This is a genomic window from Pseudomonas sp. 1121_17 (assembly GCF_052850745.1).
On sequence record NZ_VXCX01000004.1, the window covers coordinates 298,470 to 323,355 of the forward strand.

20 protein-coding genes and 5 tRNA genes are annotated in these 24,886 nt (G+C 60.7%); 10 read left to right on the forward strand and 15 right to left on the reverse strand.

Features of this window, described 5'->3' with window-relative positions; genetic code table 11:
* The first annotated feature begins 343 nt into the window (after positions 1–343).
* Positions 344–2,890 carry an autotransporter domain-containing protein gene (locus FW789_RS11510; protein ID WP_446431488.1) on the forward strand — a complete coding sequence of 849 codons (2,547 nt, stop codon included), beginning with the start codon at positions 344–346 and terminating at the stop codon, positions 2,888–2,890.
* Between the two features lie 298 nt (positions 2,891–3,188).
* Here the strand turns inward: FW789_RS11510 and cheR are convergent, their stop codons facing one another.
* Together cheR and FW789_RS11520 are read right to left on the reverse strand one after the other, a co-directional pair.
* Complete coding sequence (gene cheR, locus FW789_RS11515; protein WP_103436621.1) at positions 3,189–4,016, reverse strand: protein-glutamate O-methyltransferase CheR; 828 nt, start codon at positions 4,014–4,016, stop codon at positions 3,189–3,191.
* Positions 4,017–4,065: 49 nt separating this feature from the next.
* Positions 4,066–4,995 carry a chemotaxis protein CheV gene (locus FW789_RS11520; protein ID WP_103436620.1) on the reverse strand — a complete coding sequence of 310 codons (930 nt, stop codon included), beginning with the start codon at positions 4,993–4,995 and terminating at the stop codon, positions 4,066–4,068.
* 65 nt (positions 4,996–5,060) lie between these two features.
* On the opposite strand from FW789_RS11520, the gene flgA reads away from it, so the two are divergent.
* The 4 genes from flgA to FW789_RS11540 all read left to right on the forward strand — a co-directional run bounded on the left by flgA (position 5,061) and on the right by FW789_RS11540 (position 7,615).
* The gene (gene flgA, locus FW789_RS11525) at positions 5,061–5,813 is read left to right on the forward strand and encodes a flagellar basal body P-ring formation chaperone FlgA (RefSeq protein WP_186698599.1); all 753 of its coding nucleotides are present in this window, start codon (positions 5,061–5,063) and stop codon (positions 5,811–5,813) included.
* A 152-nt stretch (positions 5,814–5,965) separates the two neighbouring features.
* Positions 5,966–6,277 carry a flagellar biosynthesis anti-sigma factor FlgM gene (flgM, locus tag FW789_RS11530; protein WP_186698597.1) on the forward strand — a complete coding sequence of 104 codons (312 nt, stop codon included), beginning with the start codon at positions 5,966–5,968 and terminating at the stop codon, positions 6,275–6,277.
* Positions 6,278–6,325: 48 nt separating this feature from the next.
* Positions 6,326–6,793 (forward strand): flagella synthesis protein FlgN, encoded by a 468-nt coding sequence (locus FW789_RS11535; RefSeq protein ID WP_101317752.1) that lies wholly within the window; start codon positions 6,326–6,328, stop codon positions 6,791–6,793.
* Positions 6,794–6,871: 78 nt separating this feature from the next.
* Positions 6,872–7,615 (forward strand): flagellar brake protein, encoded by a 744-nt coding sequence (locus FW789_RS11540; RefSeq protein WP_101317750.1) that lies wholly within the window; start codon positions 6,872–6,874, stop codon positions 7,613–7,615.
* 30 nt (positions 7,616–7,645) lie between these two features.
* On the opposite strand, the gene FW789_RS11545 is transcribed toward FW789_RS11540, so the two are convergent.
* Together FW789_RS11545 and bkdR are read right to left on the reverse strand one after the other, a co-directional pair.
* Entirely contained in the window at positions 7,646–8,965 is a 1,320-nt protein-coding gene (locus FW789_RS11545) for an MFS transporter (protein ID WP_103436617.1), read from the reverse strand.
* A 151-nt stretch (positions 8,966–9,116) separates the two neighbouring features.
* Positions 9,117–9,602 carry a Bkd operon transcriptional regulator BkdR gene (gene bkdR / locus FW789_RS11550; protein ID WP_027593063.1) on the reverse strand — a complete coding sequence of 162 codons (486 nt, stop codon included), beginning with the start codon at positions 9,600–9,602 and terminating at the stop codon, positions 9,117–9,119.
* 197 nt (positions 9,603–9,799) lie between these two features.
* Here bkdR and FW789_RS11555 point away from each other — a divergent pair, with 197 nt between their 5' ends.
* The 4 genes from FW789_RS11555 to lpdA are packed head-to-tail and all read left to right on the forward strand — an operon-like array spanning position 9,800 to position 14,762.
* Entirely contained in the window at positions 9,800–11,032 is a 1,233-nt protein-coding gene (locus FW789_RS11555; RefSeq protein WP_103436616.1) for a 3-methyl-2-oxobutanoate dehydrogenase (2-methylpropanoyl-transferring) subunit alpha, read from the forward strand.
* A gap of 2 nt (positions 11,033–11,034) precedes the next feature.
* Positions 11,035–12,093 (forward strand): alpha-ketoacid dehydrogenase subunit beta, encoded by a 1,059-nt coding sequence (locus tag FW789_RS11560; protein WP_103436615.1) that lies wholly within the window; start codon positions 11,035–11,037, stop codon positions 12,091–12,093.
* Entirely contained in the window at positions 12,094–13,380 is a 1,287-nt protein-coding gene (locus FW789_RS11565; RefSeq protein ID WP_446431471.1) for a dihydrolipoamide acetyltransferase family protein, read from the forward strand. It begins immediately after the preceding gene.
* Between the two features lie 2 nt (positions 13,381–13,382).
* Positions 13,383–14,762, forward strand: coding sequence for a dihydrolipoyl dehydrogenase (lpdA, locus tag FW789_RS11570; protein ID WP_103436613.1), 1,380 nt, complete (start codon positions 13,383–13,385; stop codon positions 14,760–14,762).
* 50 nt (positions 14,763–14,812) lie between these two features.
* Here the strand turns inward: lpdA and FW789_RS11575 are convergent, their stop codons facing one another.
* From FW789_RS11575 to phnN, 3 genes are all read right to left on the reverse strand, one after another.
* Positions 14,813–16,363, reverse strand: a complete 1,551-nt coding sequence (locus tag FW789_RS11575; RefSeq protein ID WP_446431472.1) for a sensor histidine kinase — start codon at positions 16,361–16,363, stop codon at positions 14,813–14,815.
* A gap of 190 nt (positions 16,364–16,553) precedes the next feature.
* Positions 16,554–16,630 (reverse strand) — tRNA-Arg (locus FW789_RS11580).
* Between the two features lie 109 nt (positions 16,631–16,739).
* Positions 16,740–17,330, reverse strand: a complete 591-nt coding sequence (gene phnN, locus FW789_RS11585; RefSeq protein ID WP_446431473.1) for a phosphonate metabolism protein/1,5-bisphosphokinase (PRPP-forming) PhnN — start codon at positions 17,328–17,330, stop codon at positions 16,740–16,742.
* 341 nt (positions 17,331–17,671) lie between these two features.
* On the opposite strand from phnN, the gene FW789_RS11590 reads away from it, so the two are divergent.
* On the forward strand, positions 17,672–17,998 hold the full coding sequence (locus FW789_RS11590) for an Arc family DNA-binding protein (protein ID WP_033699552.1): 327 nt from the start codon (positions 17,672–17,674) through the stop codon (positions 17,996–17,998).
* A gap of 86 nt (positions 17,999–18,084) precedes the next feature.
* Here FW789_RS11590 and mgtE read toward each other — a convergent pair whose 3' ends face one another.
* From mgtE to alaS, 8 genes are all read right to left on the reverse strand, one after another.
* Positions 18,085–19,527 carry a magnesium transporter gene (gene mgtE / locus FW789_RS11595; protein ID WP_101317732.1) on the reverse strand — a complete coding sequence of 481 codons (1,443 nt, stop codon included), beginning with the start codon at positions 19,525–19,527 and terminating at the stop codon, positions 18,085–18,087.
* Positions 19,528–19,906: 379 nt separating this feature from the next.
* A tRNA-Arg gene (locus FW789_RS11600) sits at positions 19,907–19,983 on the reverse strand.
* Between the two features lie 73 nt (positions 19,984–20,056).
* Positions 20,057–20,133 (reverse strand) — tRNA-Arg (locus FW789_RS11605).
* A 72-nt stretch (positions 20,134–20,205) separates the two neighbouring features.
* Positions 20,206–20,282, reverse strand: a tRNA-Arg gene (locus tag FW789_RS11610).
* Between the two features lie 107 nt (positions 20,283–20,389).
* Positions 20,390–20,480, reverse strand: a tRNA-Ser gene (locus FW789_RS11615).
* Positions 20,481–20,552: 72 nt separating this feature from the next.
* Positions 20,553–20,741 (reverse strand): carbon storage regulator CsrA, encoded by a 189-nt coding sequence (gene csrA, locus FW789_RS11620; protein ID WP_043209419.1) that lies wholly within the window; start codon positions 20,739–20,741, stop codon positions 20,553–20,555.
* A gap of 166 nt (positions 20,742–20,907) precedes the next feature.
* Positions 20,908–22,143: an aspartate kinase gene (locus FW789_RS11625; protein WP_101317730.1), complete on the reverse strand. Its 1,236-nt coding sequence runs from the start codon at positions 22,141–22,143 to the stop codon at positions 20,908–20,910.
* Positions 22,144–22,227: 84 nt separating this feature from the next.
* Entirely contained in the window at positions 22,228–24,852 is a 2,625-nt protein-coding gene (gene alaS / locus FW789_RS11630) for an alanine--tRNA ligase (protein WP_446431474.1), read from the reverse strand.
* Positions 24,853–24,886 lie beyond the last annotated feature (34 nt).

Here is a 24,886-nt window from a genome sequence, read left to right on the forward strand (position 1 = left end):
AGGCTTGTGCCAAAGAGCTGGAAGGCACGGAATCAGGGCGTTCAGCCTTGCTTGGGAGCATATGGATGCCAGAAAAGCGGCAAAGTGCTTCCGCTTAATGGGGGGCGGGCGGCAATAATTAGGCGGCAAAAGCGGCAAATCAAAAAATTGACGCCAACGAAAATATCAATTGGCCACTATTTTAGGATAGGATTCGCGCCGCGCAAACATGCGGCCCCTCAGGCCGTAGTCGCCTGACTTACTGCCTAGAGCCATGCATGGATGCGCACCGTTTGCTCCCCCGTTTTTCAAGGACAGAACCGTGGCTCCCGTTATCTTCCGCAAGACCCTGCTGGCCCTGGCCATCACCTCCAGCGCCCTCCCCGCCTTTGCCGTACCGCTCGCCAACCAGGTGGTCAACCTGACCAACGCCGGCTTCAAGAGCGAGCACCAGACTCACTATGGCAATCTCGAATTCACCGGCAGCTACACCGGCGGCAGCGATGAAGACGCCATTGAACTGAACGGCTCGACGATTACCGGCGACCTGATCCTCAACAGCACCATCGACAGCAGCGGCGACTTTGCCGGCGGCGTGGACATGGACAGCTGGGAAGATGGCCTGAGCTGGGCACGCAACGACATCGCCGGCGACGTCATCAACAAAGGCAGCATCAGCGCCACCGGCGGCGGCGCCAACGCGCTGATGATCGATCCAGCGCGGATCGGCGGCAGCCTGATCAACCAGGGTTTGCTGTCGGCCATCGGCGAGCCACTGACCGACGGCGGCGGCACCGATGTCGCTCGCGCGCTGGACTTCTCCGGCACCTCGCTGATCGAAGGCGACCTGATCAACGCCGACAGCGGCCGTATCGTGGCCAGCGGCGAAAGCGCCCGCGGGATCAACCTCGAAGGCGGCACCATCAATGGCAAGGTGATCAACTACGGCAGCATCGTCGTCAGCGGCGAAGGCGCCACTGCCATCGACGCCACCACCAGCAAACGCGGCGACATGGTCGACCTGGCCGGCATCGAAAACCACGGCACCATCATCGCCACCGGCAACGACGCCAACGGCATCATGCTCGACGGCGCCAGCCTGAGCACCGCCGATGGCGTACACCTGCTCAACACCGGCACCATCATTGCCGAAGACGCGGCAATCACCATCGGCAACGTCGACTTCGACGGCCCGGGCCTGCAACCTCAGTACCAGTTGCACGGTGATCTGAACATCTTCAACAGCGGCACCATCATCTCTCAGGATGAAGCGATCGATGCCTCCGAAGCCAACCGCCCGGTCGAGTTGATCCTGCGCAAAGGCAGCGTGATCGTCGGCAACCTGATCGACCTGTCGAACATCGAAGTCGAGGCCGACACCTCCTTCACGGGCACCGACAGTTCCGCTGACGGCTCCAACATTCGCCTCAAGGACAACGGCTGGATCGACGTCGGTTCGGTTTCGGGCGGCAACTCGGCGACCCTGGCACTGCAGTCGGCGCACACCACCATCGACGGCAACCTGTATGTTGCTGGCAACTCGGCACTGGGCCTGACCCTGGGCGCCGACACCAACCCTGCTCGCGCCGTCGTCAGCGTCAGCGGCACCGCTGAATTCGGCGAAGGTGCGCAACTGAAACTGACTGCACGCGGTAGTGACTTCAGCGCCAACGGCAGCCGTTTCAAGCTGATAGAGGCCGGCGAGCTGCAAGGTGCTCCGCTGGTCACCAGCACCTCGGCACTGCTCGATGTCGACACCAGCGCTGTCGAAGGCAACACGGTCGTGGCGGTGGTCACCACCAAGAATCAGCAAGGCATCGACCACGTGCTGGATCTGAATGGCGGCACCATCAACCACAAACGCGCGCTCGGCGCCCTGGCCAAGGACGGCGTCCTCGCCAAGCTTGCCGCCAATGACCCCCTGCTGCGCGCTGCGGCCAACGCCGACAGCAAGCAGCTGGCCAAGATTGCCGAACAGCTGACCCCGGAAACCAACGGCGGTGCTACCCAGGCAGCGACCACCAGCCAAAGCCTGGTCAACGGCGTGACCACCAGCCGCACCAGCGGCCTGCGCGGCGCTTCGTCGGGCGACACGCTCCAGCAGACCGGCGTGTGGATTCAGTCGCTGTACAGCGATGCGAGCCAAGGCCAGCGCGACGGCATTGCCGGCTACAACGCCTACAGCCGCGGCATCGCGGTAGGTGCTGATGGCAAGCTCAACGACCAGCTGACCCTGGGTCTGGCGTATAGCTTCATCAATACCGACGTAAACGGCAAAAGCGGCAACCAGACCGAAGTCGACAGCCACGCATTCACCCTGTACGGCGGCTTTGAACAGGGTAACTACTTCGTTGACGCCAGCCTGACTTACGGCTTCAACGACAACGAAGGCAAGCGCGACATCGCCGGCACCCGCGCCAAGGCTGACTACGACAGCGACCTGCTGGGCCTGAACCTGGTTGGAGGTTATACCTACCGGATCAACCCACAGTTGCTGATCGAGCCGCGCCTGGCAGCGCGTTACAGCCGAGTGGAAATCGATGGTTACCGTGAGAAAGGTTCTTCTGCTGCGCTGAAGATCGAAGATCAGCGTTATGAAGCGATCGAGCTGGGGGCTGGGGTTCGGGTTGCCGGAAGCGTTGGCCTGGGCGCCGGGACGCTGGAACCGCAGTTCAAGTTGATGGGCTATCACGACTTCGCGGCCGACCAGGCCAGCAGTACGTCTACCTTCCTGCTGGGCAATACGCCGTTCGTGACGAACGGAGCTGATGCGGTGCGCAACAGTTACGAAGCGGGCGTGGGGGCTGATTACAAGTTGGGCGCTGTGACGGTGGGTCTGAATTATGACTACATCGGCAAGTCCGGATTTGATGCCGATGTGTTCTCGGCCAAGGTACGGTATGACTTCTGAGTTGACCTTGTGAGGGGTTGATTGGTTGTTGTTCTGGAAGAGGCTGGCGTCGATTGACGCTGGCCTTTTTTATTGGCTGTGTGGTGATGGCGCTGAAGCTGGGGCCGCTGCGGGCGCCCCGCTCTTGATCTGCGCCAGCGCAGCGAGGCGTGCTCTTGATCTTGATCTGCTGGTGATCTTGATCCACCGGCGACTCAGGAGCCCGAGCGCAGGTCTTGCGCAGGGAGGTGACGGCCATGGATGGCCGGCGATCCGGCAAGGCCGCCCCAACAGTCAGCGCAACGGAGCAGGGGCCATATCACTTGGCCTGATAAATAATCCCGGGACTGCACTGGACCATCTGATAATGATCAGGCAACCCATTGAGCGCCTCCGAAGCCCCAAGGAACAAATACCCCCCAGGCTTCAACGTGGCATGGATGCGCAGCAAGATGTCGCGCTTCACCTGCGCCGAGAAATAAATCAGCACGTTCCGGCAGAACACCACATCGAACTTGCCCAGGCTCGCATAGCTGTCGAGCAGGTTGAACGAACGAAACTCGACCCGACTGCGGATCGGCGCCTTGATCGCCCAGCGCCCCGGCGCCTTCACATCGAAGTAGCGCTGCAGACGCTCTTGCGACAAGCCACGGGCGATCGACAGACTGTCGTACTCGCCGCTTTTGCAGTTGGTCAGCATGGTCCCCGACAAATCGGTCGCGACGATCTGCGCGCCCATTTTCAGTTGGCCAAGATTGCCCCGCTCGAACTCATCGATCGACATCGACAGAGAATAAGGCTCCTGCCCCGACGAACAGGCCGCCGACCAGATGCGCAGGCGCTGTCCCGGATTGCCCTTGATGAACTCCGGGATGACCTTGTTCTTCAACACCTCGAACGGATAGGTATCGCGAAACCACAAAGTCTCGTTGGTGGTCATCGCATCGACTACCTGCTCACGCAGACCGCTGCGCGGCTGGGTCTGGATACGCTGCACCAGCTCACCAAGCGACTTGATCCCCTGCTGCTCCATCAGCTTGTTCAAACGGCTGGAGACCAGGTACTGCTTATTTTCGCCCAGCAGGATGCCACAGGCTTTTTCCAGGAAGACCCGGAACTGTTCGAAATCCAAATTACCCGTAGACAATGCAACCGCCTCTTTTCAATCGCTAAGGCCGGGGCGTACCCCGACCGGTTTAATGCGTAGCCTTGATCCGGTCAACAACCCGCTGAGCCAGATCGTCCGGCCGGAACTTGGCCAGGAAATCATCGGCCCCGACCTTCTTGACCATGGCCTGGTTGAACACCCCAGACAACGAAGTATGCAGGACGATGTGCAATTGTTGCATGCGCGGATCACTACGAATTGCCGCAGTCAGGGTATAGCCGTCCATTTCCGGCATCTCGATGTCGGAAATCATCATCAGGAATTCCTCTTCCGGACGCTTGCCGTCATCGACCAGCTTGCGCAGGTAATCCAGCGCCTGACGGCCATCATTCAGGGCGATCACCTCGACCCCGACCGTCTGCAGGCAGCGGCTGACCTGTTTGCGCGCTACCGACGAGTCATCCACCGTCAACACACGCAGCGACACCGCTTTGCTGTGCACCTCTTGGTCGACCACGCCGACAGACACCGACTCGGACGATGGCGCAACTTCTGCCAGCACCTTCTCCACGTCGATGATCTCGACCATGCGATTGTCGACCCGGGTCACTGCCGTCAGATAATGGTCGCGGCCAGTACCCTTGGGTGGCGGATGAATCTCCTCCCAGTTCATGTTGACGATGCGCTCGACCGAATGCACCAAAAAGCCCTGCGTCTTGGTGTTGTACTCGGTGATGATCACGAAACTGTTGCGGATGTCTTCCTGCAGGCCGGGCAAGCCGGTTGCCATCGACAGATCAAGAATCGGAATGGTCGCACCGCGAATATTGGCTACGCCGCGCACCACCGGGTGCGACTTGGGCAACACGGTCAATGCCGGGCACTGCAGCACCTCACGGACCTTGAACACGTTGATCCCGTACAACTGAGCGCCATTGAGGCGAAACAGCAAAAGTTCCAGACGATTCTGCCCAACCAGCTGCGTGCGCTGGTTGACCGAATCCATAACACCAGCCATGCCAGACTCCTTAACGTTTCTGCCTTCTTATTAAAGTCGGCACGGGCTTTGCTTTTTTGAGCGTCATGTACATGAAAACGACATTTTCCCGACGATTGACCCGCTTGCTGGCCTCTAGCCTGGCTGCGCTGTGCCTGCTGGCACCTGCCGCTCGGGCGCTGGCCGACGCGGTAACCTTGCCTGAACAGCTTATCGGTGTCACTCAAGGGTTTCTTGAATTCACCGTCGAAGATTATCTGGCCACCAGCCAGACCACCGGGCGTTACGAAATCCAGATCAACAACCTGGACCCGCGCCTGCGCATGCCATTGTGCAGCCAGCCGCTGGACGCGTCGCTGGAAAGCCCGGCGCAGCCGCTCGGACGTGTGACGGTACGCGTGCGCTGTGACAGCGCGGCGCCGTGGACGGTGTTTGTACCGGCCCAGGTCAGGCTGTTTCGCGAAGTGGTGGTCATGGCCCGCCCGCTCAAGCGCGAAAGCGTGGTAAGCGAGGACGACGTGACCCTGCGCGAGCGCGACGTCGGCACCCTCAGCCAGGGTTTTCTCGGCAGTCTGGACCAGGCTGTGGGCATGAAACTGATGCGACCGGTGGTGCTCGACCAGGTGATCACCCCGCAGCACCTTGAACAGGCAGAGCTGATCCGCAAGGGCGATCAAGTGGTGATCGTGGCCCGCAGCGGCACCCTCAGCGTACGCATGCCCGGCGAAGCACTGAGCAAGGGCGGCTTCAGCGAACAGATCAGAGTACGCAACCTCAACTCCAAGCGGGTGGTCAAGGCGCGGGTTACCGGCCCCGGCCAGGTCGAAGTAGCGATGTAACAGTGCTGGCGGTAAGGAACCGCATTACCTAAACTGTGTCAGAAATCGGGTAGCGAAGGCTTGCTGACAGGCAGCTTCGTATTCGTGCCTAAAGTTTTCTTCGGCTTGGCCGAAAACAAGGCAAGCGTCTTAATACCCAGAGGTTTCTGATCATGGTCATCGACTTCAGTCGTTTGAACAATTCGCCATCAGTTGGCGGCGTACGCGGTGGCACCGCGGCCGGCAGCACCGAAAAAAGCGGTGAAGCCAGCGAAACACCAGCGCGCTCCAGCGTCAGCGGAGAAGCGGTACATTTCAGCCAAGAGGCTCAGCAGTTGCAGAAGATCAGCGACAAGCTGCGCGACCAGCCCGTAGTCAACAGCGCCCGCGTGGCTGAGTTGAAACAAGCGATCGCCGACGGCAGCTACCAGGTCGATGCCGGTCGAGTCGCCAGTAAACTGCTTGATTTCGAAGCTCAGCGCTAAGCCTTCGGCGCGCTGACTTCAAGGACGCTACAAGCCAAAGAGCCAGCCATGCACGACACGACCTTGCTGCAACTGATCGAAGACGACATCGCGCCCACCCAGGAACTGCTCGAGCTGCTACAGAACGAGGCAGTCGCCCTGCATGGCCGTGAAATCGAAGTGCTCGAGACCATTCTCGCCCGCAAGCAGTCTTTGATTGTGCTGCTCGAGCAGCAGGGCCAGCGCCGCAATCACCTGCTCACCAGCCTCGGCCTCACGGCGGATCGCGCCGGTGTGCAGGCAGTTGCCGACCTCTCGCCCAACGGCGAGCTGATCATGCAGCAGCTCGGCGTGCTGACCCAGCTGATGGATACCTGCCAACAGGTCAACGAGACCAACGGGCGGATCATCCAGGTCCAGCAAAACGCCACATCCAATCAAATCCGCATCCTCATGGGCGGCGACTCTCCGTCGCTGTATGACAGCCGTGGCGCAACTTCGCCAATGGTCAAACCGCGGGCGCTCAGCCAAGTGTGATTTTTCTGACATTGCACGGTACTACTGGCAAAATGCCGTTAATTGCGTGTGTCGTTTTTGCCTGGAGATTTATAACCCGTGTTCAATGAATCCGATGCTCCCCAGCCGCCAAAGGTGCTCAATACCCCTTTGGAAATTGTCGCCAACTTGCGTCAACTGCTGGATAGCCACGATCCGCTGATCATCACCTTCCATGAGCGTAGCCAGCGGTTCCAGAGCTATGTAGTGGATGTTGACCGTGACAGCAACAGCGTGGCACTGGATGAAATGATCCCGCGCGACGGGGAAAAATTCATAGAGAACGGCGAACCGTTCCGCGTTGAAGGCTTCCATGACGGCGTGCGTATCGCCTGGGAATGCAACTCGCCATTGACCATTACCGAGGTCGATGGCCACCGCAGCTACCGCGGCCCCCTGCCGGAAGAAGTCGTCTACCACCAACGCCGCAACGCGTTCCGCGCCGCGCTGAAACTCTCCCAGTTGGTCGATGTGACGCTTGATGGTACCCATATCAAGGGCAATGGCGCACTGCGCGGCAAGCTGCTGGACATCTCCGCCACCGGCTGCAAGATGCGTTTTGAAGGCGACGTAGAAGAGCGTCTGCAATTGGGCCAGGTTTACGAGCGATTCAAGGCGGGCAACCCGTTGGGGCTGGTGGACGTGATGGTCGAGCTGCGTCATCTGCACTTCGAAGAACGCATCAATACCACCTTCGCTGGCGTGCGCTTCCACAACCTGAGTGGCCAGGCGCAGCGCAAGATCGAAAGTTTTGTCTACCAGCTGCAGCGTGAAGCGCGGCGATTCGATAAAGACGATTACTGAGATTCCGGGCCCGCTATGCGGGCCCAGCCCTTACAGCTCGGAAGGCCTGCCCTCAGGACCGACCTGATCCTCCTCGGTATCCTCCGCCGCCACTGGCGTCTGCATCACATCCTGCACAGTCTGCTCATCCACCCGCGGGTCGAGCGCCGCCGATAATGGCGAGCCAGCAGCCGGCATCGCGACGTGTCCTAGCGGCGCATCCTCCACCTGGTGCAAACCGGTAACCGCCTTCGGTCGAATCCGCCACACCAGCACCAGCGCGAAGAACAGGAAGAATGCATAGAGCATCTGCGGCCCGAGCAGCTTCATCAGCACGCCTGCCGCCAACGGCCCGATACAGGCGCCCACGCCGTAGGTAACCAGCAACATCGCGGTCAACGACACCCGCCGCTCGCTCTCGACATGGTCATTGGAAAAAGCCACCGCCAGCGGATACAGGCAGAATTGCAACAACGAGATGACAAAGCCGACCGCAAACAGCACTTCCAACGGCACACTGGGCAGGATCGCCAGCGGCAACGCCGCCAGCGCCAGGCCGCCCGCCGCGCTGCGGATCAGCACTGCGCGATCATAACGGTCGGACAACCAGCCCAGCGGCCACTGCACCAACAATCCGGCAAAGATGCAGCAACCCATGAACAAACCGATCTGCTCTGTGCTCAGGCCTTGATTGGAGGCGTATAGCGGCGCCAAACCATAGAACGAGCCGACGATCAGACCCGCGCCAAGCACGGTACTCAGCGACTGCGGCACACGCTTGATGAAGAACTTCGGCTCCATCGGTGCCGGATGCAACGGCGCCGGGTGAATGCGCCGGGTCATCGCCACGGGCACCAGGCACAGGGCGAAGCACATGGCGACCAGCATCAGCAGCTCAGGGCCAAGTTCAGGGTGCACAACCAGAATCAACTGACCCAGCACCAGGCCCAGATACGAAGCGATCATGTAGCCGCTGAATACGGCACCGCGCTGCTTGGCATCGGCCTGCTCATTGAGCCAGCTCTCGATGACCATGTACTGACACATCATGCCCAGACCGACGATGACCCGCAGTCCGACCCACACCGGCAACAGGTCGGTCAGGCCATGGCCCAGCACCGCCGCGCCGACGATACCGGCGCAGGTCGCGTAGGCGCGGATATGCCCAACCCGGGCAATCAGTCGGTGGCCGATCTTGCCGCCCAGCGCCAGACCAAAGTAGTTGGCCGCCATCAAGGCACCCACCCACAGACTGTCAACGTTGTCAGCCGCCAGGCGCAGCGCCAGGTAAGTACTGAGCAGACCGGAGCCGATCAGCATCATCAGCGCAGCAAAGTACAGTGAACGAAAAGACTTCCAGATCTGGCGCATGCGTCCCTGAGGGGCTCCCGATTCAGGTGGAGGGTATGCTGGCAAGCATAAGGGCAAACAGGCCGGGCTGCAGGCCGCAGTCAGCAAAAATGTCTAGCTTCGATGAGTGGGTCACAGCAGAGTTCCTACACACCCTCGTACATCGTCCATCTCATTCACGCAAGGTCATGCCATTGGCTGGCAGCGGCAACGCCGTTTTGTAACGTACTTGCTTGAGGGCGAAGCTGGAGCGGATGTTGGCTACCCCCGGCAAGCGGGTCAGGTAGTCGAGAAACCGCTCCAGCGCCTGAATACTCGGCAACAACACCCTGAGCAGGTAATCCGGGTCGCCGGTCATCAGGTAACACTCCATCACCTCGGGCCGCTCGGCGATCTCTTCCTCGAAGCGATGCAGCGACTGCTCGACCTGCTTTTCCAGGCTGACATGGATGAACACATTGACGTCCAGCCCCAGCGCCTCAGGCGACAGCAAGGTCACTTGCTGGCGAATCACGCCCAGCTCCTCCATCGCCTTGACCCGATTGAAGCACGGCGTCGGTGACAGGTTGACCGAGCGGGCCAGCTCGGCGTTGGTGATGCGGGCGTTTTCCTGCAGGCTGTTGAGAATGCCGATATCGGTGCGATCGAGTTTGCGCATGAGACAAAATCACCAGTTTTTTGTGTTTATGCGGAATGTTTATCTGGGGCTGACGGCAAAGGCAATCAACAAGAGAGAAATATTCTCCTGCGCTCCCACTACCATGTAATCAGCACTGACCTGCTGGTCACGAGCCGGCATTCAGCGGCGACCGCTTCAAAGCTCACAAAAACAATATTCGAGCGAGCGTAAACAGCATGAACGAGTACGCCCCCCTGCGTTTGCATGTGCCCGAGCCTACCGGCCGGCCAGGCTGCCAGACTGATTTCTCCTACCTGCGTCTGAACGATGCAGGCCAGGTTCGCAAGCCCCCTATCGATGTCGAGCCTGCCGAAACCGCAGACCTGTCCAACAGCCTGGTGCGCGTGCTCGATGAGCACGGCAACGCCGTTGGCCCATGGGCTGCGGACATCGACCCGCAGATCCTGCGTCAGGGTATGCGCGCCATGCTCAAGACGCGTATCTTCGACAGCCGCATGGTGGTTGCCCAGCGCCAGAAGAAGATGTCTTTCTACATGCAAAGTCTTGGCGAAGAGGCCATTGGCAGCGCTCAGGCGTTGGCGCTGAACCGCAGCGACATGTGCTTCCCGACCTACCGCCAGCAAAGCATCCTGATGGCCCGCGACGTGTCGCTGGTCGACATGATATGCCAACTGCTGTCCAACGAGCGCGATCCGCTCAAGGGCCGTCAGCTGCCGATCATGTACTCAGTGCGCGAAGCCGGCTTCTTCACCATCAGCGGCAACCTCGCCACCCAGTTCGTCCAGGCCGTCGGCTGGGCGATGGCCTCGGCGATCAAGGGTGATACCAAGATCGCCTCGGCCTGGATCGGCGACGGCGCTACTGCCGAGTCGGACTTCCACACTGCCCTGACCTTTGCCCATGTCTACCGCGCGCCGGTGATTCTCAACGTGGTCAACAACCAGTGGGCGATCTCGACCTTCCAGGCAATCGCCGGCGGTGAGTCGACCACCTTTGCCGGCCGTGGCGTTGGCTGCGGTATCGCCTCGCTGCGCGTCGACGGCAACGACTTCGTTGCGGTGTATGCCGCCTCGCGCTGGGCCGCTGAACGCGCCCGCCGTGGCCTTGGCCCAACCCTGATCGAATGGGTCACCTACCGCGCCGGCCCGCACTCGACCTCGGACGACCCTTCCAAGTACCGCCCTGCCGATGACTGGAGCCACTTCCCGCTGGGCGACCCGATCGCCCGCCTCAAGCAGCACATGATTCACATCGGCCAGTGGTCCGAAGAAGAACATCAGGCAGTAACTGCCGAGTTCGAAGCCGAAGTGATCAAGGCACAGAAGCAAGCAGAGCAGTACGGCACCATGAGCAATGGCCAGATCCCCAGTGCCGCCTCGATGTTCGAGGACGTGTACAAGGAAATGCCTGAGCACCTGCGCCGTCAGCGCCAAGAGCTGGGGGTCTGAACATGAACGATCACAACAACAGCATCGACCTGGAAACCGCCATGTCCACCACGACCATGACCATGATCCAGGCCTTGCGCTCGGCCATGGATGTGATGCTTGAGCGCGATGACAATGTGGTCATCTATGGCCAGGACGTCGGCTATTTCGGCGGTGTGTTCCGCTGCACTGAAGGTCTGCAGACCAAGTATGGCAAGTCGCGGGTATTCGATGCGCCGATTTCCGAAAGCGGCATCGTCGGTACTGCTGTCGGCATGGGTGCCTATGGCCTGCGCCCGGTGGTGGAAATCCAGTTCGCCGACTACTTCTACCCGGCCTCCGATCAGATCGTCTCGGAGATGGCCCGCCTGCGCTATCGCTCGGCCGGTGAGTTCATTTCGCCGCTGACCCTGCGCATGCCTTGCGGCGGCGGCATCTATGGCGGGCAAACCCACAGCCAGAGCCCTGAGGCGATGTTCACCCAGGTCTGCGGGCTGCGCACGGTCATGCCGTCCAACCCATATGACGCCAAGGGCCTGTTGATTGCCTCGATCGAATGCGACGACCCGGTGATCTTCCTCGAGCCCAAGCGCCTGTACAACGGCCCGTTCGACGGCCACCACGACCGCCCGGTGACGCCATGGGCCAAGCATGCCCAGAGCGCGGTGCCGGACGGCTACTACAAAGTGCCGCTGGACAAGGCTGCGATCGTGCGGCCTGGCAACGACGTGACCGTGCTGACCTACGGCACCACCGTCTATGTCGCGCAAGTGGCTGCCGAAGAGACCGGCGTCGACGCCGAAGTCATCGATCTGCGCAGCCTGTGGCCGCTGGACCTGGACGCCATTGTCGATTCGGTGAAAAAAACCGGCCGCTGCGTGATCGTGCACGAAGCCACACGCACCTGCGGTTTTGGTGCCGAGTTGGTCGCGCTGGTGCAAGAGCATTGCTTCCATCACCTCGAAGCGCCGATCGAGCGCGTCACCGGCTGGGACACGCCCTACCCGCACGCGCAGGAATGGGCGTACTTCCCAGGCCCTTCGCGGGTTGGCGCGGCACTGAAAAAGGTCATGGAGGTCTGAATGGGCACGCACGTCATCAAGATGCCGGACATCGGCGAAGGCATCGCGCAGGTCGAGTTGGTTGAGTGGTTCGTCAAGGTCGGCGATGTGATTACCGAAGATCAGGTAGTGGCCGATGTCATGACCGACAAGGCCACGGTGGAAATCCCCTCGCCGGTCAGCGGCACGGTAATGGCCCTCGGCGGCCAGCCGGGTGAGGTAATGGCGGTCGGCAGCGAGCTGATCCGCATCGAAGTCGAAGGCAGTGGCAACCATGTTGATGCGCCTGACAGCAAACCGGCTGCAGTAGCTACGGCGCCTGCCGTCAGCACTGCACACACTGAAGCGCCAGCGCCAGTAGCTCCCCCGGCCAGCGTCACCAGCCAGCCTGCGGCGAGCAAGCCCAGCGCTGAAATCGTGCCGCGCCAGGCCAACGAAAAACCACTGGCCTCCCCTGCCGTGCGCAAGCGCGCGCTGGATGCCGGTATCGAATTACGTTATGTGCACGGCAGTGGCCCGGCCGGGCGTATTCAGCACGAAGACCTCGACAACTTCATGAGCAAACCACAGTCCGCTGCCGGGCAAGCGCCAAGTGGTTATAGCCGGCGCACCGACAGCGAACAGGTCCCGGTGATCGGTCTGCGCCGCAAGATCGCCCAGCGCATGCAGGATGCCAAGCGCCGTGTTGCCCACTTCAGCTACGTTGAAGAAATCGACGTGACCGCGCTGGAGGCCCTGCGCCAACAGCTCAATCGCAAGTACGGCGAAAGCCGCGGCAAACTCACCCTGCTGCCGTTGCTGGTGCGGGCAATGGTCGTCGCCCTGCGCGACTTCCCGCAGATCAACGCCACCTATGACGACGAAGCCCAGGTCATCACCCGTCATGGTGCGGTGCATGTCGGCATTGCCACCCAGGGCGACAACGGCCTGATGGTCCCGGTACTGCGTCACGCCGAGGCCGGCAGCCTGTGGAGCAATGCCAGCGAAATCACCCGCCTGGCCCACGCGGCGCGCAACAACAAGGCCAGCCGCGACGAGCTGTCCGGCTCGACCATCACCCTGACCAGCCTTGGCGCCCTGGGCGGCATTGTCAGCACGCCCGTGGTCAACACCCCGGAGGTAGCGATCGTCGGCGTCAACCGCATGGTCGAACGGCCGGTGGTGGTCGACGACCAGATCGTCGTGCGCAAGATGATGAACCTGTCCAGCTCGTTCGATCACCGCGTGGTCGATGGCATGGACGCCGCCTTGTTCATCCAGGCCGTGCGCGGCTTGCTTGAGCAACCCGCCTGCCTGTTCGTGGAGTGAGCATGACTCAGACCCTCAACACCACCCTACTGATCATCGGTGGCGGCCCTGGCGGCTATATCGCAGCGATCCGTGCCGGCCAGCTGGGCATCCCGACCGTATTGATCGAAGGTCAGGCGCTCGGCGGCACCTGCCTGAATGTTGGCTGCATCCCGTCCAAGGCGCTGATCCATGTAGCCGAGCAGTTTCACCAGACCTGCCGGCATAGCGAACACGCCGCCCTGGGCATCAGCGTGGCCACACCGCAGCTGGACATCAGCCGCAGCGTGGCCTGGAAAGACGGCATTGTCGATCGTTTGACCAGTGGTGTCGCGGCCTTGCTGAAAAAGCACGGCGTAACCGTGATCCATGGCTGGGCGAAGATCGTCGATGGCAAAAGCGTCGAAGTCGATGGGCAGTTGATCCGTTGTGATCATCTGCTGCTGGCCACCGGCTCCAGCAGCGTCGAACTGCCGATGCTGCCGCTGGGCGGCGCGGTGATCTCGTCCACTGAAGCACTCGCGCCCAAGGCACTGCCCCAGCACCTGGTGGTCGTCGGCGGCGGCTACATCGGCCTGGAGCTGGGTATCGCCTATCGCAAGCTTGGGGTACAGGTCAGCGTGGTCGAGGCGCGTGAGCGGATCTTGCCGACTTACGATGCCGAATTGACTGCACCGGTTGCCGAGTCATTGAAAAAGCTCGGCGTCGCCACATACCTGGGCCACAGCGTCGAAGGCTATGAGGGCGGCTCCTTGCAGGCGCGCACTGCCGACGGCCAACAACTGCTGCTGGAGGCCGATCAGGTGCTGGTCGCCGTCGGTCGCCGGCCACGCACGCAAGGCTTCAATCTGGAAAGTCTGGGGCTGAGTATGAACGGTGCTGCCGTGGCCATTGATGAGCGCTGCCAGACCAGCATGCGCAACGTCTGGGCCATCGGCGATGTGGCGGGTGAGCCAATGCTGGCGCACCGCGCCATGGCCCAGGGCGAAATGGTCGCCGAGCTGATTGCCGGCCACGCACGGCGCTTTGCGCCCACCGCGATTGCCGCAGTGTGCTTTACCGATCCAGAGTTGGTGGTGGTTGGGCATACGCCGGAGCAGGCCAGCCAGCAAGGTCTGGATTGCATCGTTGCGCAGTTCCCGTTCGCGGCCAATGGTCGGGCCATGACGCTCGAGTCAAAGACCGGCTTCGTGCGCGTGGTAGCGCGGCGCGACAACCATCTGATCGTGGGTTGGCAGGCAGTGGGCGTGGCAGTTTCAGAACTGTCGACGGCGTTTGCTCAGTCGCTGGAGATGGGCGCGCGGCTGGAGGACATAGCCGGCACCATCCATGCCCACCCGACCCTGGGTGAGGCGGTGCAGGAAGCCGCGTTGCGCGCTTTGGGGCACGCACTGCATATCTAACGGCAGGACCCGGCGTGCACCGCGCTCTGCGCTGCACGCTTGGGTCTGGATCAGAGTTTGAAGCGGACCCGAATGGTGCTTTTGCCTTCCAGCCGATCAATCGAAATGGCGCTGTCGCCGTAACCCGAGTAACTCTTGACCAGGCGCATGCCCAGTCCGGTGCCACTGGGTTTGGGAAAGGTCTCCGGGAAGCCGTCACCCTGGTCGGTCACCGTGATCAAGGCATGATCCTCAGCCTTGTGCAGACTGACCTCGATTTTTCCCTTGCCGTACTTGAGCGCATTGGTGATCAGCTCGGACACCACCATCCCCAGCGGCGCCATTCTTTCTTGCGCCAGCACAAACGACGTAGCCTCCAACGAGATCTTGCGATCACCCAACGCACTGCCCAGATCACCCAACAGCGCACCCAGATACTCAACCACATCGAGGTCCTGGCTTTCTGTCGCCTGGTACAAGCGCTCGTGCACGCTGGCAATCGTCACCACGCGCCCAGCGGCAGTCTCCAGCTGGAGCTTGACCGCCTCGTCCGCGGCCAGGTTGGCTTGCAACATAAGCAAGGTGTTGACCAGGTGCAGGCTGTTCTTGACCCGGTGGTGAATCTCTTCAAGGAATAGATCACTTTCGTCGAGCTTGGAGTTCTGCGCGGCGATCAGTGAGAGCAGCCTGGCCTCATGGTGGTGGCGCTCGGTGATGTCGCGGGACACGGCAATCAGCTTGCTGATCTCGCCGTCCGGGCTGACGATCGGCGCCACGGTGACATCCCACCAACGGGGCTCGTTGCTGGCGGTCGGGCAGAACGCCTCGAAGCGGGCGGATTCGCCGCTGCTGACCTTCTCGATAACGCCCAACACAAGGTCCTTGGACTCTTCTGGCCACAGCTGCGGCCATGGCTTGCCTTTGACCTCGGCCAGATCGCCGACCTGCATCAGGCACATGCCGGCGTCATTCATGAACTCGATTTCGCCATCGGTCGACAACACCTTCACGCAGTCCGGGCTGGCGTTGAGCATGCTCTCCGAATACGGGTCGGGCAGCGCCTCGGCGTTACCAGCCGCCAACCGCTCGACTGCCATCGACAGCACGTTGGCGATGCCTTCGAGAAAGACGATATCGCTCTCGATGAAGTCATCACCGTCGGTGCTGTCGGCTTCAAGTACGCCGAACGGCGTCATCGCACCACGAATCGGCACGTTGATGGCACGCTCGATACCGTATTTCTTCAGCATCTCGGGGGTGCGAAAACGGTGCTCCTGACCAAGATGATTGGACAGCACCGGGCGGTAGGTGGCGATGGCATAACCCGCCGGACTGGCGACATCACCACCCAGCGTCGCGTGGCCGATATCGGCTTCGTCCCAGCCAACCCCGTGCGACAGCAGCAAGTCTTCACTGTCGGGCAGCGGCGTCAGCACCTTGGCAAAGCGCGTCTGCATGCCTTCGGCAACCACGACGCAAGCCTTGGTTAGCAACAGGTCCAGGTCACTCGCCTTGAGCGAGGCGACGCCAAACTCGACCACCAACTCATGCTGGCGATGAAGCCGCGCATGGGACCTCTGCAATGCCGCACGAATGGTCTCGTCGGCAGGAGATTGCTGCATCGTGATGTCTTCCACAGAGTAGTGAATAAGCCTGCCCAGCGCAGTAATCCCGATCGTTTGGGATCAAGTTGGGCGTTGCAGCATGGAAATGGTCGAGAATTTTCCGAGAATCTAGCATGAAAGTGCCAGGTCCGGCGGGAAATGTCAGGGGGAGCTGACGGTGCTGCGTGGACGCCTGCAGCGCAAGATATGGTGTCCCAGGGCCGGTTCGAACGGCCAACCTTCCCCTTAGGAGGGGGATGCTCTATCCAATTGAGCTACTGGGACCAGTGCCACCGGCGAGCGCCGATTAGCGTGACGGCGAGCATGTTAACCAGCGCCAGACCGTTTGTCATGCCCGATTCGGGCTTTTGCCACGTAAGACTTGTCATAGCGGTCAGGCTTGAAGCAGACCTTCGGCCTGCAGCAAGGCAAACAGGCTGGTGACCGATTGCTCCAGCGCCTGCGAGTTGTCCAGCACATGCACGTTGTCGGCATCGGTCAGCTGCAGTTCGGCGCTGCGCTGCAAACGCTGCTCGATGGCTTGCGGGGTCTCTCGGCCTCGCGCCAGCAAACGCTGACGCAAGACGGTCGGGTTTACCTCGAGGCGGATTGCCAACAGGTCCGGGTAACGTCGCCGCGCTTGGGCCAGGTACGCCCGCGAACCGTTGACCAGAACATACTTGCCGGCTTGCAGCCACTGATCAATCTGCGCCGGAATGCCATATGCCAGAGCATTTGCCTGCCAATACATGGCAAAATGCCCATCTGCGCGCATCTGCTCGAATTGCTCAGGGCTGACACCCTGCGCGGCCTCGCCCTGTGCTTCGGGCGAGCGGGTAATGACGCGGCGAGCAACCATGATGCCGTGCTCGGTCAATTTCGCGCGAGACGCGTCGATCAGGGAATCTTTTCCTGATCCAGAGGGTCCAACGAGGAATATCAGCCTACCTACTGTCGGTGGACTGCCGCTTGCGTCATATTGCATAGCCACTATGCTCACTGTTAGGGACCGAGCGCATTCCAGGTGTTTTCCCTGCCCTTTTCCGACTGTTACCAGATTTTGACGGCAAAGGTCTGACGTTTAGTAGATCCGAAAAACGCTGAATTTTTCAAACCAGTGCTCATTTTCGATAATTGGTACTGGCAAAAAGCCTTTATGCGGATCACTATTTGTCACAGAATTGACGCCAAGGAAACGGCAGATTTGAGGCAAGATGAACGCCAAAAATACACGACGGTTGAACATTTTGCCGTCGCGACGGTCAGATTTCCACCGCGCGGCATTTGACAACCGCTTCCCCTGAACCAGTAAACCGGTCAATTTATATGCGCCCATTGAAACAGGCTATTTATTCAAGCCGCACCGCTGACAAGTTTGTCGTTCGTCTGCCAGACGGGATGCGTGAGCGCATTGCCGAGGTAGCCCGCAACCATCACCGCAGCATGAACTCCGAGATCATTGCCCGCCTGGAGCAAAGCCTTATCCAGGAAGGTGCACTGGGCGACGAGCTGAGCATGCGCCTGGACAGCCCTGAGCTGAGCTTGCACGAGCGCGAGCTGCTGCAACGCTTCCGCCAGCTCTCCCACCGCCAACAAAACGCTCTGGTGGCCTTGATCGCCCACGATGTGGAAATGGCCGCCGACGCGTCCTGATCAAACCGCCAGAAACAACAAAGCCAGCGCAAGCTGGCTTTGTTGTTTCTGGCTGCCGGCGCTCCTCATCAAGCGCCGGCAGTAGGTTACATCAGGAATATCGTGGCGAGGCCAAGGAAGATGAAGAAGCCGCCACTGTCCGTCACTGCCGTGATCATCACACTGGCACCCATCGCCGGGTCACGCCCGAGGCGGACCAGGGTCATCGGGATCAACACCCCCATCAGCGCCGCCAACAGCAGGTTCAGGGTCATTGCCCCGGTCATTACCAGGCCCAGCGACCAGCTGCCGTAGAGCAGATACGCCACCACGCCGATCACACCACCCCAGACCAGGCCGTTGATCAATGACACCGCCAGCTCCTTGCGCATCAATCGCGAGGTGTTGCCCGGGCTGACCTGGTCCAGCGCCATGGCGCGGACGATCATGGTGATGGTCTGGTTGCCCGAGTTACCGCCGATACCGGCAACGATCGGCATCAATGCCGCCAATGCCACCAGCTTCTCGATCGAGCCCTCGAACAGGCCAATCACGCGTGAGGCGAGGAACGCGGTAATCAGGTTGATCGCCAGCCATGCCCAACGGTTGCGCAGCGAGCGCCAGACCGAGGCAAAAATGTCTTCTTCTTCGCGCAGACCGGCCATGTTGAGGACTTCGCTTTCGCTTTCCTCACGGATCAGGTCGACCATCTCGTCGATGGTCAGACGGCCGATCAGGCGATCGCTCTTGTCGACTACAGGGGCAGATACCAGGTCGTAACGCTCGAACGCCTGCGCGGCGTCGTAGGCGTCGTCGTCAGGGTGGAAACTGACCGGGTCGGTAGCCATGACCTCAGCCACCTGCTTGTCCGGATCATTGACCAGCAGGCGCTTGATCGGCAACACGCCCTTGAGCATGCCATCGGAGTCGACCACAAACAGCTTGTCGGTGTGGCCTGGCAACTCCTTGAGCCGGCGCAGGTAACGCAGTACCACTTCCAGGCTGACGTCTTCGCGGATGGTGACCATCTCGAAGTCCATCAGTGCACCGACCTGATCCTCGTCGTAGCTCAGCGCCGAGCGGACCCGCTCGCGTTGCTGGGCGTCGAGGGTCTCCATCAGCTCGTGGACAACGTCACGCGGCAGCTCAGGAGCCAGGTCAGCGAGTTCGTCGGCGTCCATTTCCTTGGCAGCGGCCAGCAGCTCGTGATCGTCCATGTCGGCGATCAGGGTCTGGCGGACGGCGTCGGATACTTCCAGGAGGATGTCGCCGTCACGATCGGAGCGCACCAACTGCCAGACCGTCAGGCGGTCGTCGAGCGGCAGTGCTTCGAGAATGTAGGCGATGTCGGCAGGGTGCAGGTCATCGAGCTTGCGCTGCAGCTCGACCAGGTTCTGGCGGTGGACGAGGCTCTCCACCAGGCTATTGTGCTGCCCCTCCTGACGGTGGGTCAGGTCTTCAACGACACGCTGACGCTGCAGCAGGTCAATCACCTGGGCCAGGCGATCCTGCAGGCTGTCTTGGCTTTTCTTTACTTCGACTTCGGTCATAGGCGAACTCCACTCCCAGCAGCGGAGCACGCCGGGGAGATCAATCGATCAGATCTATTTTGGCAAATCGGATTAAGGGGTAACTACTGGGTAAGTCCATGGTGGTATTCCACAAGCCCCGGCGGGGCTGACGGGCGCAATCATACACTGCAAGAGCTGTCGGATTGCTTAAATTTTTGGTCAGAACAATCGTTTACGCGATTATCTTATGACAACGCGCAAAGCCTTCAGTGCGACGGTGGGCGCCAGACAAAAAGCACATAGGTGCAGGGCCTGTCGCATGAGCGCCCTACTCGCACAGTCTAGTCCGGCTTACTGACAATTCAGTGAATTGCAGACAACAAAAAGCCCGCTATAAAAGCGGGCTTCTTGATGAAGATGGTGGACTCAGCAGGATTCGAACCTGCGACCGCTCGGTTCGTAGCCGAGTACTCTATCCAGCTGAGCTATGAGTCCAAGTTGGTATTTTTAGACCAGGTTACCACTGGTTGAAACAAGGTGCCTGTGCAAGCACAACCACCGTGCTATATGGTGGACTCAGCAGGATTCGAACCTGCGACCGCTCGGTTCGTAGCCGAGTACTCTATCCAGCTGAGCTATGAGTCCAAGTTGGTAGTTTTAGACCAGATTACCACTGGTTGAACAATCCGGCTCTGCGAGCAAAACCTTCATGTTGTATGGTGGACTCAGCAGGATTCGAACCTGCGACCGCTCGGTTCGTAGCCGAGTACTCTATCCAGCTGAGCTATGAGTCCATGTCTTGCCGCGCATTATAGATCGCTTTACCGATTTGCCAAGTACTTTTTCGTTTAATTTCAACGACTTAGCGATCTTGGCCAGTTGAAGCGCCCTAAGCGAATAATGGCGGTGAAGGGGGGATTCGAACCCCCGATACCCTTATGAGGTATACTCCCTTAGCAGGGGAGCGCCTTCGGCCACTCGGCCACCTCACCGCAACACGGGGCGTACTATAACCAGAGCCCTCCCCGTTTGCAAACCCTTTTTTAAAAAAAATCTGATAAAAATTAAAGGGTTGGTTCTTCGTCCTTCTCTTTCTTGATTCGCAGGTAGATTTCTTCGCGGTGAACCGCGACTTCCTTGGGCGCGCTAACGCCAATTCGTACTTGGTTGCCTTTGACACCCAAGACCGTAACGGTGATCTCACCGTCACCAATGATCAGGCTCTCGGCGCACCGACGAGTCAGAATCAACATAGCTTTCTCCTTACGCAGTTCAATCAGGGACAACAGTCTGAGGTAGCGCACTGGCTGCGGGACGCACAGTCAGCGTGTGTGGCCGCCAGAGAGGACAGGACAGGGCCCACCCGGCGGGCGGAAACGCGAAGGGCGCGGCAAGCCGCGCCCTCCTCCTGGCTACGCGTTACTCGCCTTGGCGGGCAGGCGCATCCAGCTCGAAGGCGGTGTGCAGGGCGCGCACGGCCAGCTCGAGGTACTTCTCTTCGATGACCACCGAAACCTTGATCTCGGACGTGGAGATCATCTGGATGTTGATGGTCTCCTTGGCCAGCGCTTCGAACATGCGGCTGGCAACGCCGGCGTGCGAGCGCATGCCGACACCAACGATCGATACCTTGGCAATCTTGGTATCGCCGATCACTTCACGGGCGCCGATCTCGCGCGCAGTGTTTTCCAACACCTTGTGCGCCGCTTCGTACTCGTTGCGGTGCACGGTGAAGGTGAAATCGGTGGTGTTATCGTGGGCAACGTTCTGCACGATCATGTCGACTTCGATGTTCGAAGCGCTGATCGGGCCGAGGATCTTGAAGGCAACGCCTGGGGTATCCGGCACGCCACGAATGGTCAGCTTGGCTTCATCACGGTTGAAGGCGATACCGGAAATGATCGGCTGTTCCATGGATTCCTCTTCATCAATGGTAATGAGGGTACCTGGACCCTCCTTGAAACTGTGCAGCACGCGCAACGGAACGTTGTACTTGCCGGCGAATTCGACAGAGCGGATCTGCAGCACCTTGGAACCGAGGCTGGCCATTTCCAGCATCTCTTCGAAGGTGATCTTCTCCAGACGGCGCGCCTGCGGTACCACCCGCGGGTCGGTGGTGTAGACACCATCGACGTCGGTGTAGATCTGGCACTCGTCAGCCTTCAGCGCGGCCGCCAGGGCCACACCAGTGGTGTCCGAACCGCCACGACCGAGGGTGGTGATGCTGCCGTTCTCGTCGACGCCCTGGAAGCCCGCCACGACAACCACACGGCCGGCCTTGAGGTCGGCACGAATCTTCTGGTCGTCGATCTGCAGGATGCGCGCCTTGTTGTGCGCGCTGTCGGTGAGAATGCGCACCTGGTTGCCGGTGTAGGACACCGCCGGCACGCCACGCTTGATCAAGGCCATGGCCAGCAGGGCAATGGTCACCTGCTCGCCAGTCGACACGATCACATCCAGCTCACGCGGAACTGGCTTGTCGCTAATCTGCTTGGCCAGGTCCAGCAAGCGGTTGGTCTCCCCGCTCATGGCCGACAGGACCACGACCAGATCATCGCCTGCCTCGCGGAATTTCTTGACCTTGTCGGCAACCTGCTCGATCCGCTCGATGGATCCGACAGAGGTGCCGCCAAATTTCTGTACGATCAACGCCATTTCAAAGCTGCCTCTGCCCGTGATGGGCACCCAATAAACAATCCAACCTGAAACGGCCCGCTATCACTAGCGGGCCGTTTCATCTCAAAGCCGCTGTTCGGCGAACGGCACAGCCAGGGCCAGGGCACTGTCCAGTGCAGCGACGTCGACGCCGCCACCCTGGGCCATGTCCGGACGACCACCGCCTTTACCGCCAACCGCCGCAGCGGCCTGCTTCATCAGATCGCCGGCCTTGAGTTGGCCGGAGAGGTCTTTGGTCACGCCAGCCACCAGCACGACCTTGCCCTCATGCTCACTACCCAGCAGGATCACTGCGTGGCCGAGCTTGTTCTTCAGTTGATCGACCAGCGCCAGCAGAGCCTTGCCATCCTGCCCGTCAAGGCGAGCGGCGAGAACCTTGGCGCCTTTGACCTCAACGGCTGCGCTGGAGAGATCGTCTCCGGCAGCGCTGGCGGCCTTGGCCTGCAGCTGTTCAAGCTGTTTTTCCAGCTGACGGTTGCGCTCGAGCACCGCCGCCAGCTTGTCGATCAGGTTGTCACGGTTACCCTTGACCAATTGCGCAGCTTCCTTGACCTGCTCTTCAGCAGCGTTCAGGTAAGCCAGTGCCGCAGCCCCGGTGATCGCTTCGATACGGCGCACGCCAGAAGCCACGCCGCCTTCGCTGATGATCTTGAACAGGCTGATGTCGCCGGTGCGCTTGGCATGAATACCACCGCACAGCTCCACCGAAAAATCACCACCCATGCTCAACACGCGCACGCTATCGCCGTATTTTTCGCCGAACAACGCCATTGCACCTTTGCGCTTGGCGGTTTCGATGTCGGTCTCTTCGGTTTGCACCTCGGAGTTCTTGCGCACTTCGCGGTTGACGATGTCTTCCAGCGCCTTGAGCTGCTCTGGCTTGACCGCCTCGAAGTGGCTGAAGTCAAAGCGCAGGCGCTGGCTGTCGACCAGCGAGCCTTTCTGCTGGACGTGATCGCCGAGCACCTGGCGCAGCGCCGCGTGCAGCAGGTGAGTCGCGGAGTGGTTCAGCGAGGTGGCGTGCTGCACTTCGGCATCCACCTGCGCTTCAACTTCGGCGCCTACGCGCAGCGCGCCAGTGGCGACTACACCGTGGTGCAGGAATGCACCGGCAGTCTTGGTGGTATCACGCACATCGAAGCGCACGTCGGCGGCCTGCAGGTAGCCGGCATCGCCGATCTGGCCGCCGGACTCGGCGTAGAACGGCGTGCGGTCAAGCACCACCACGCCTTCATCGCCTTCATGCAACTGCTCGACGGCCTGGCCGTCCTTGTACAGTGCGACGACCTTGGCCTGGGCCGTGGTTGCCTGGTAGCCGAGGAACTCGGTGGCAACATCGACCTTGACCAAGCTGTTGTAGTCCATGCCGAAGGCGCTGGCAGAGCGGGCGCGCTCGCGCTGGGCTTCCATCTCGCGCTCGAAACCGGCTTCGTCGATGGTCAGCTCACGCTCACGGGCGATGTCGGCGGTCAGGTCCATCGGGAAGCCATAGGTGTCATACAGCTTGAACACCACGTCACCTGGGACGGTAGTGCCCTGCAGCTGGGCCAGGTCCTGCTCGAGGATGCGCAGGCCCTGCTCGAGGGTCTTGGCGAACTGCTCTTCTTCGCTCTTGAGGACGCGCTCGATGTGCGCCTGCTGGCTGCTCAGCTCAGGGAAGGCCTGGCCCATCTCGGCGACCAGGGCGGCGACGATCTGGTAGAAGAAGCTGCCCTTGGCACCGAGCTTGTTGCCGTGACGGCAAGCACGGCGAATGATCCGGCGCAGCACATAGCCACGGCCTTCGTTGGACGGCAGCACGCCATCGGCGATGAGGAAGCCGCACGAACGAATATGGTCGGCGACGACTTTCAGCGAAGGCTGGCCGTCGTTGCTGCAACCGATAGCCTGGGCTGCGGCTACCAGCAGATTCTGGAACAGGTCGATCTCGTAGTTCGAGTGCACATGCTGCATCACCGCACTGATCCGCTCCAGGCCCATGCCGGTGTCCACCGACGGCGCTGGCAGCGGGTGCAGGACGCCATCGGCGGTGCGGTTGAACTGCATGAAGACGTTGTTCCAGATCTCGATGTAGCGGTCGCCGTCTTCTTCTGGCGAGCCGGGTGGGCCGCCCCAGATATCCGCGCCGTGGTCAAAGAAGATCTCGGTGCACGGGCCGCATGGGCCGGTGTCGCCCATGGTCCAGAAGTTGTCCGACGCATAAGGCGCGCCTTTGTTGTCGCCAATGCGCACCATGCGCTCGGCCGGCACGCCGATTTCCTTGGTCCAGATGTCGTAGGCTTCGTCATCGCTGGCGTAGACCGTGACCCAGAGTTTTTCCTGGGGCAGGTTCAGCCACTGCGGCGAAGTCAGGAAGGTCCAGGCGTAGGTGATCGCGTCACGCTTGAAATAGTCGCCGAAGCTGAAGTTGCCCAGCATTTCGAAGAAGGTGTGGTGACGCGCGGTGTAGCCGACGTTTTCCAGGTCGTTGTGCTTGCCGCCGGCGCGGACGCACTTCTGGCTGCTGGCGGCGCGGGTGTAGGCGCGCTTTTCCTGGCCGAGGAAGCAGTCCTTGAACTGGTTCATGCCGGCATTGGTGAACAGCAGGGTCGGGTCGTTGCCCGGGATCAGGGAGCTGGAGGCAACACGGGTGTGGCCCTGCTCCTCGAAGAAGCGAAGGAAGGCTTCACGGATTTCTGCGCTTTTCATAGGTTCTTCCACGGAAACGGCGGCCGTTAAGGCA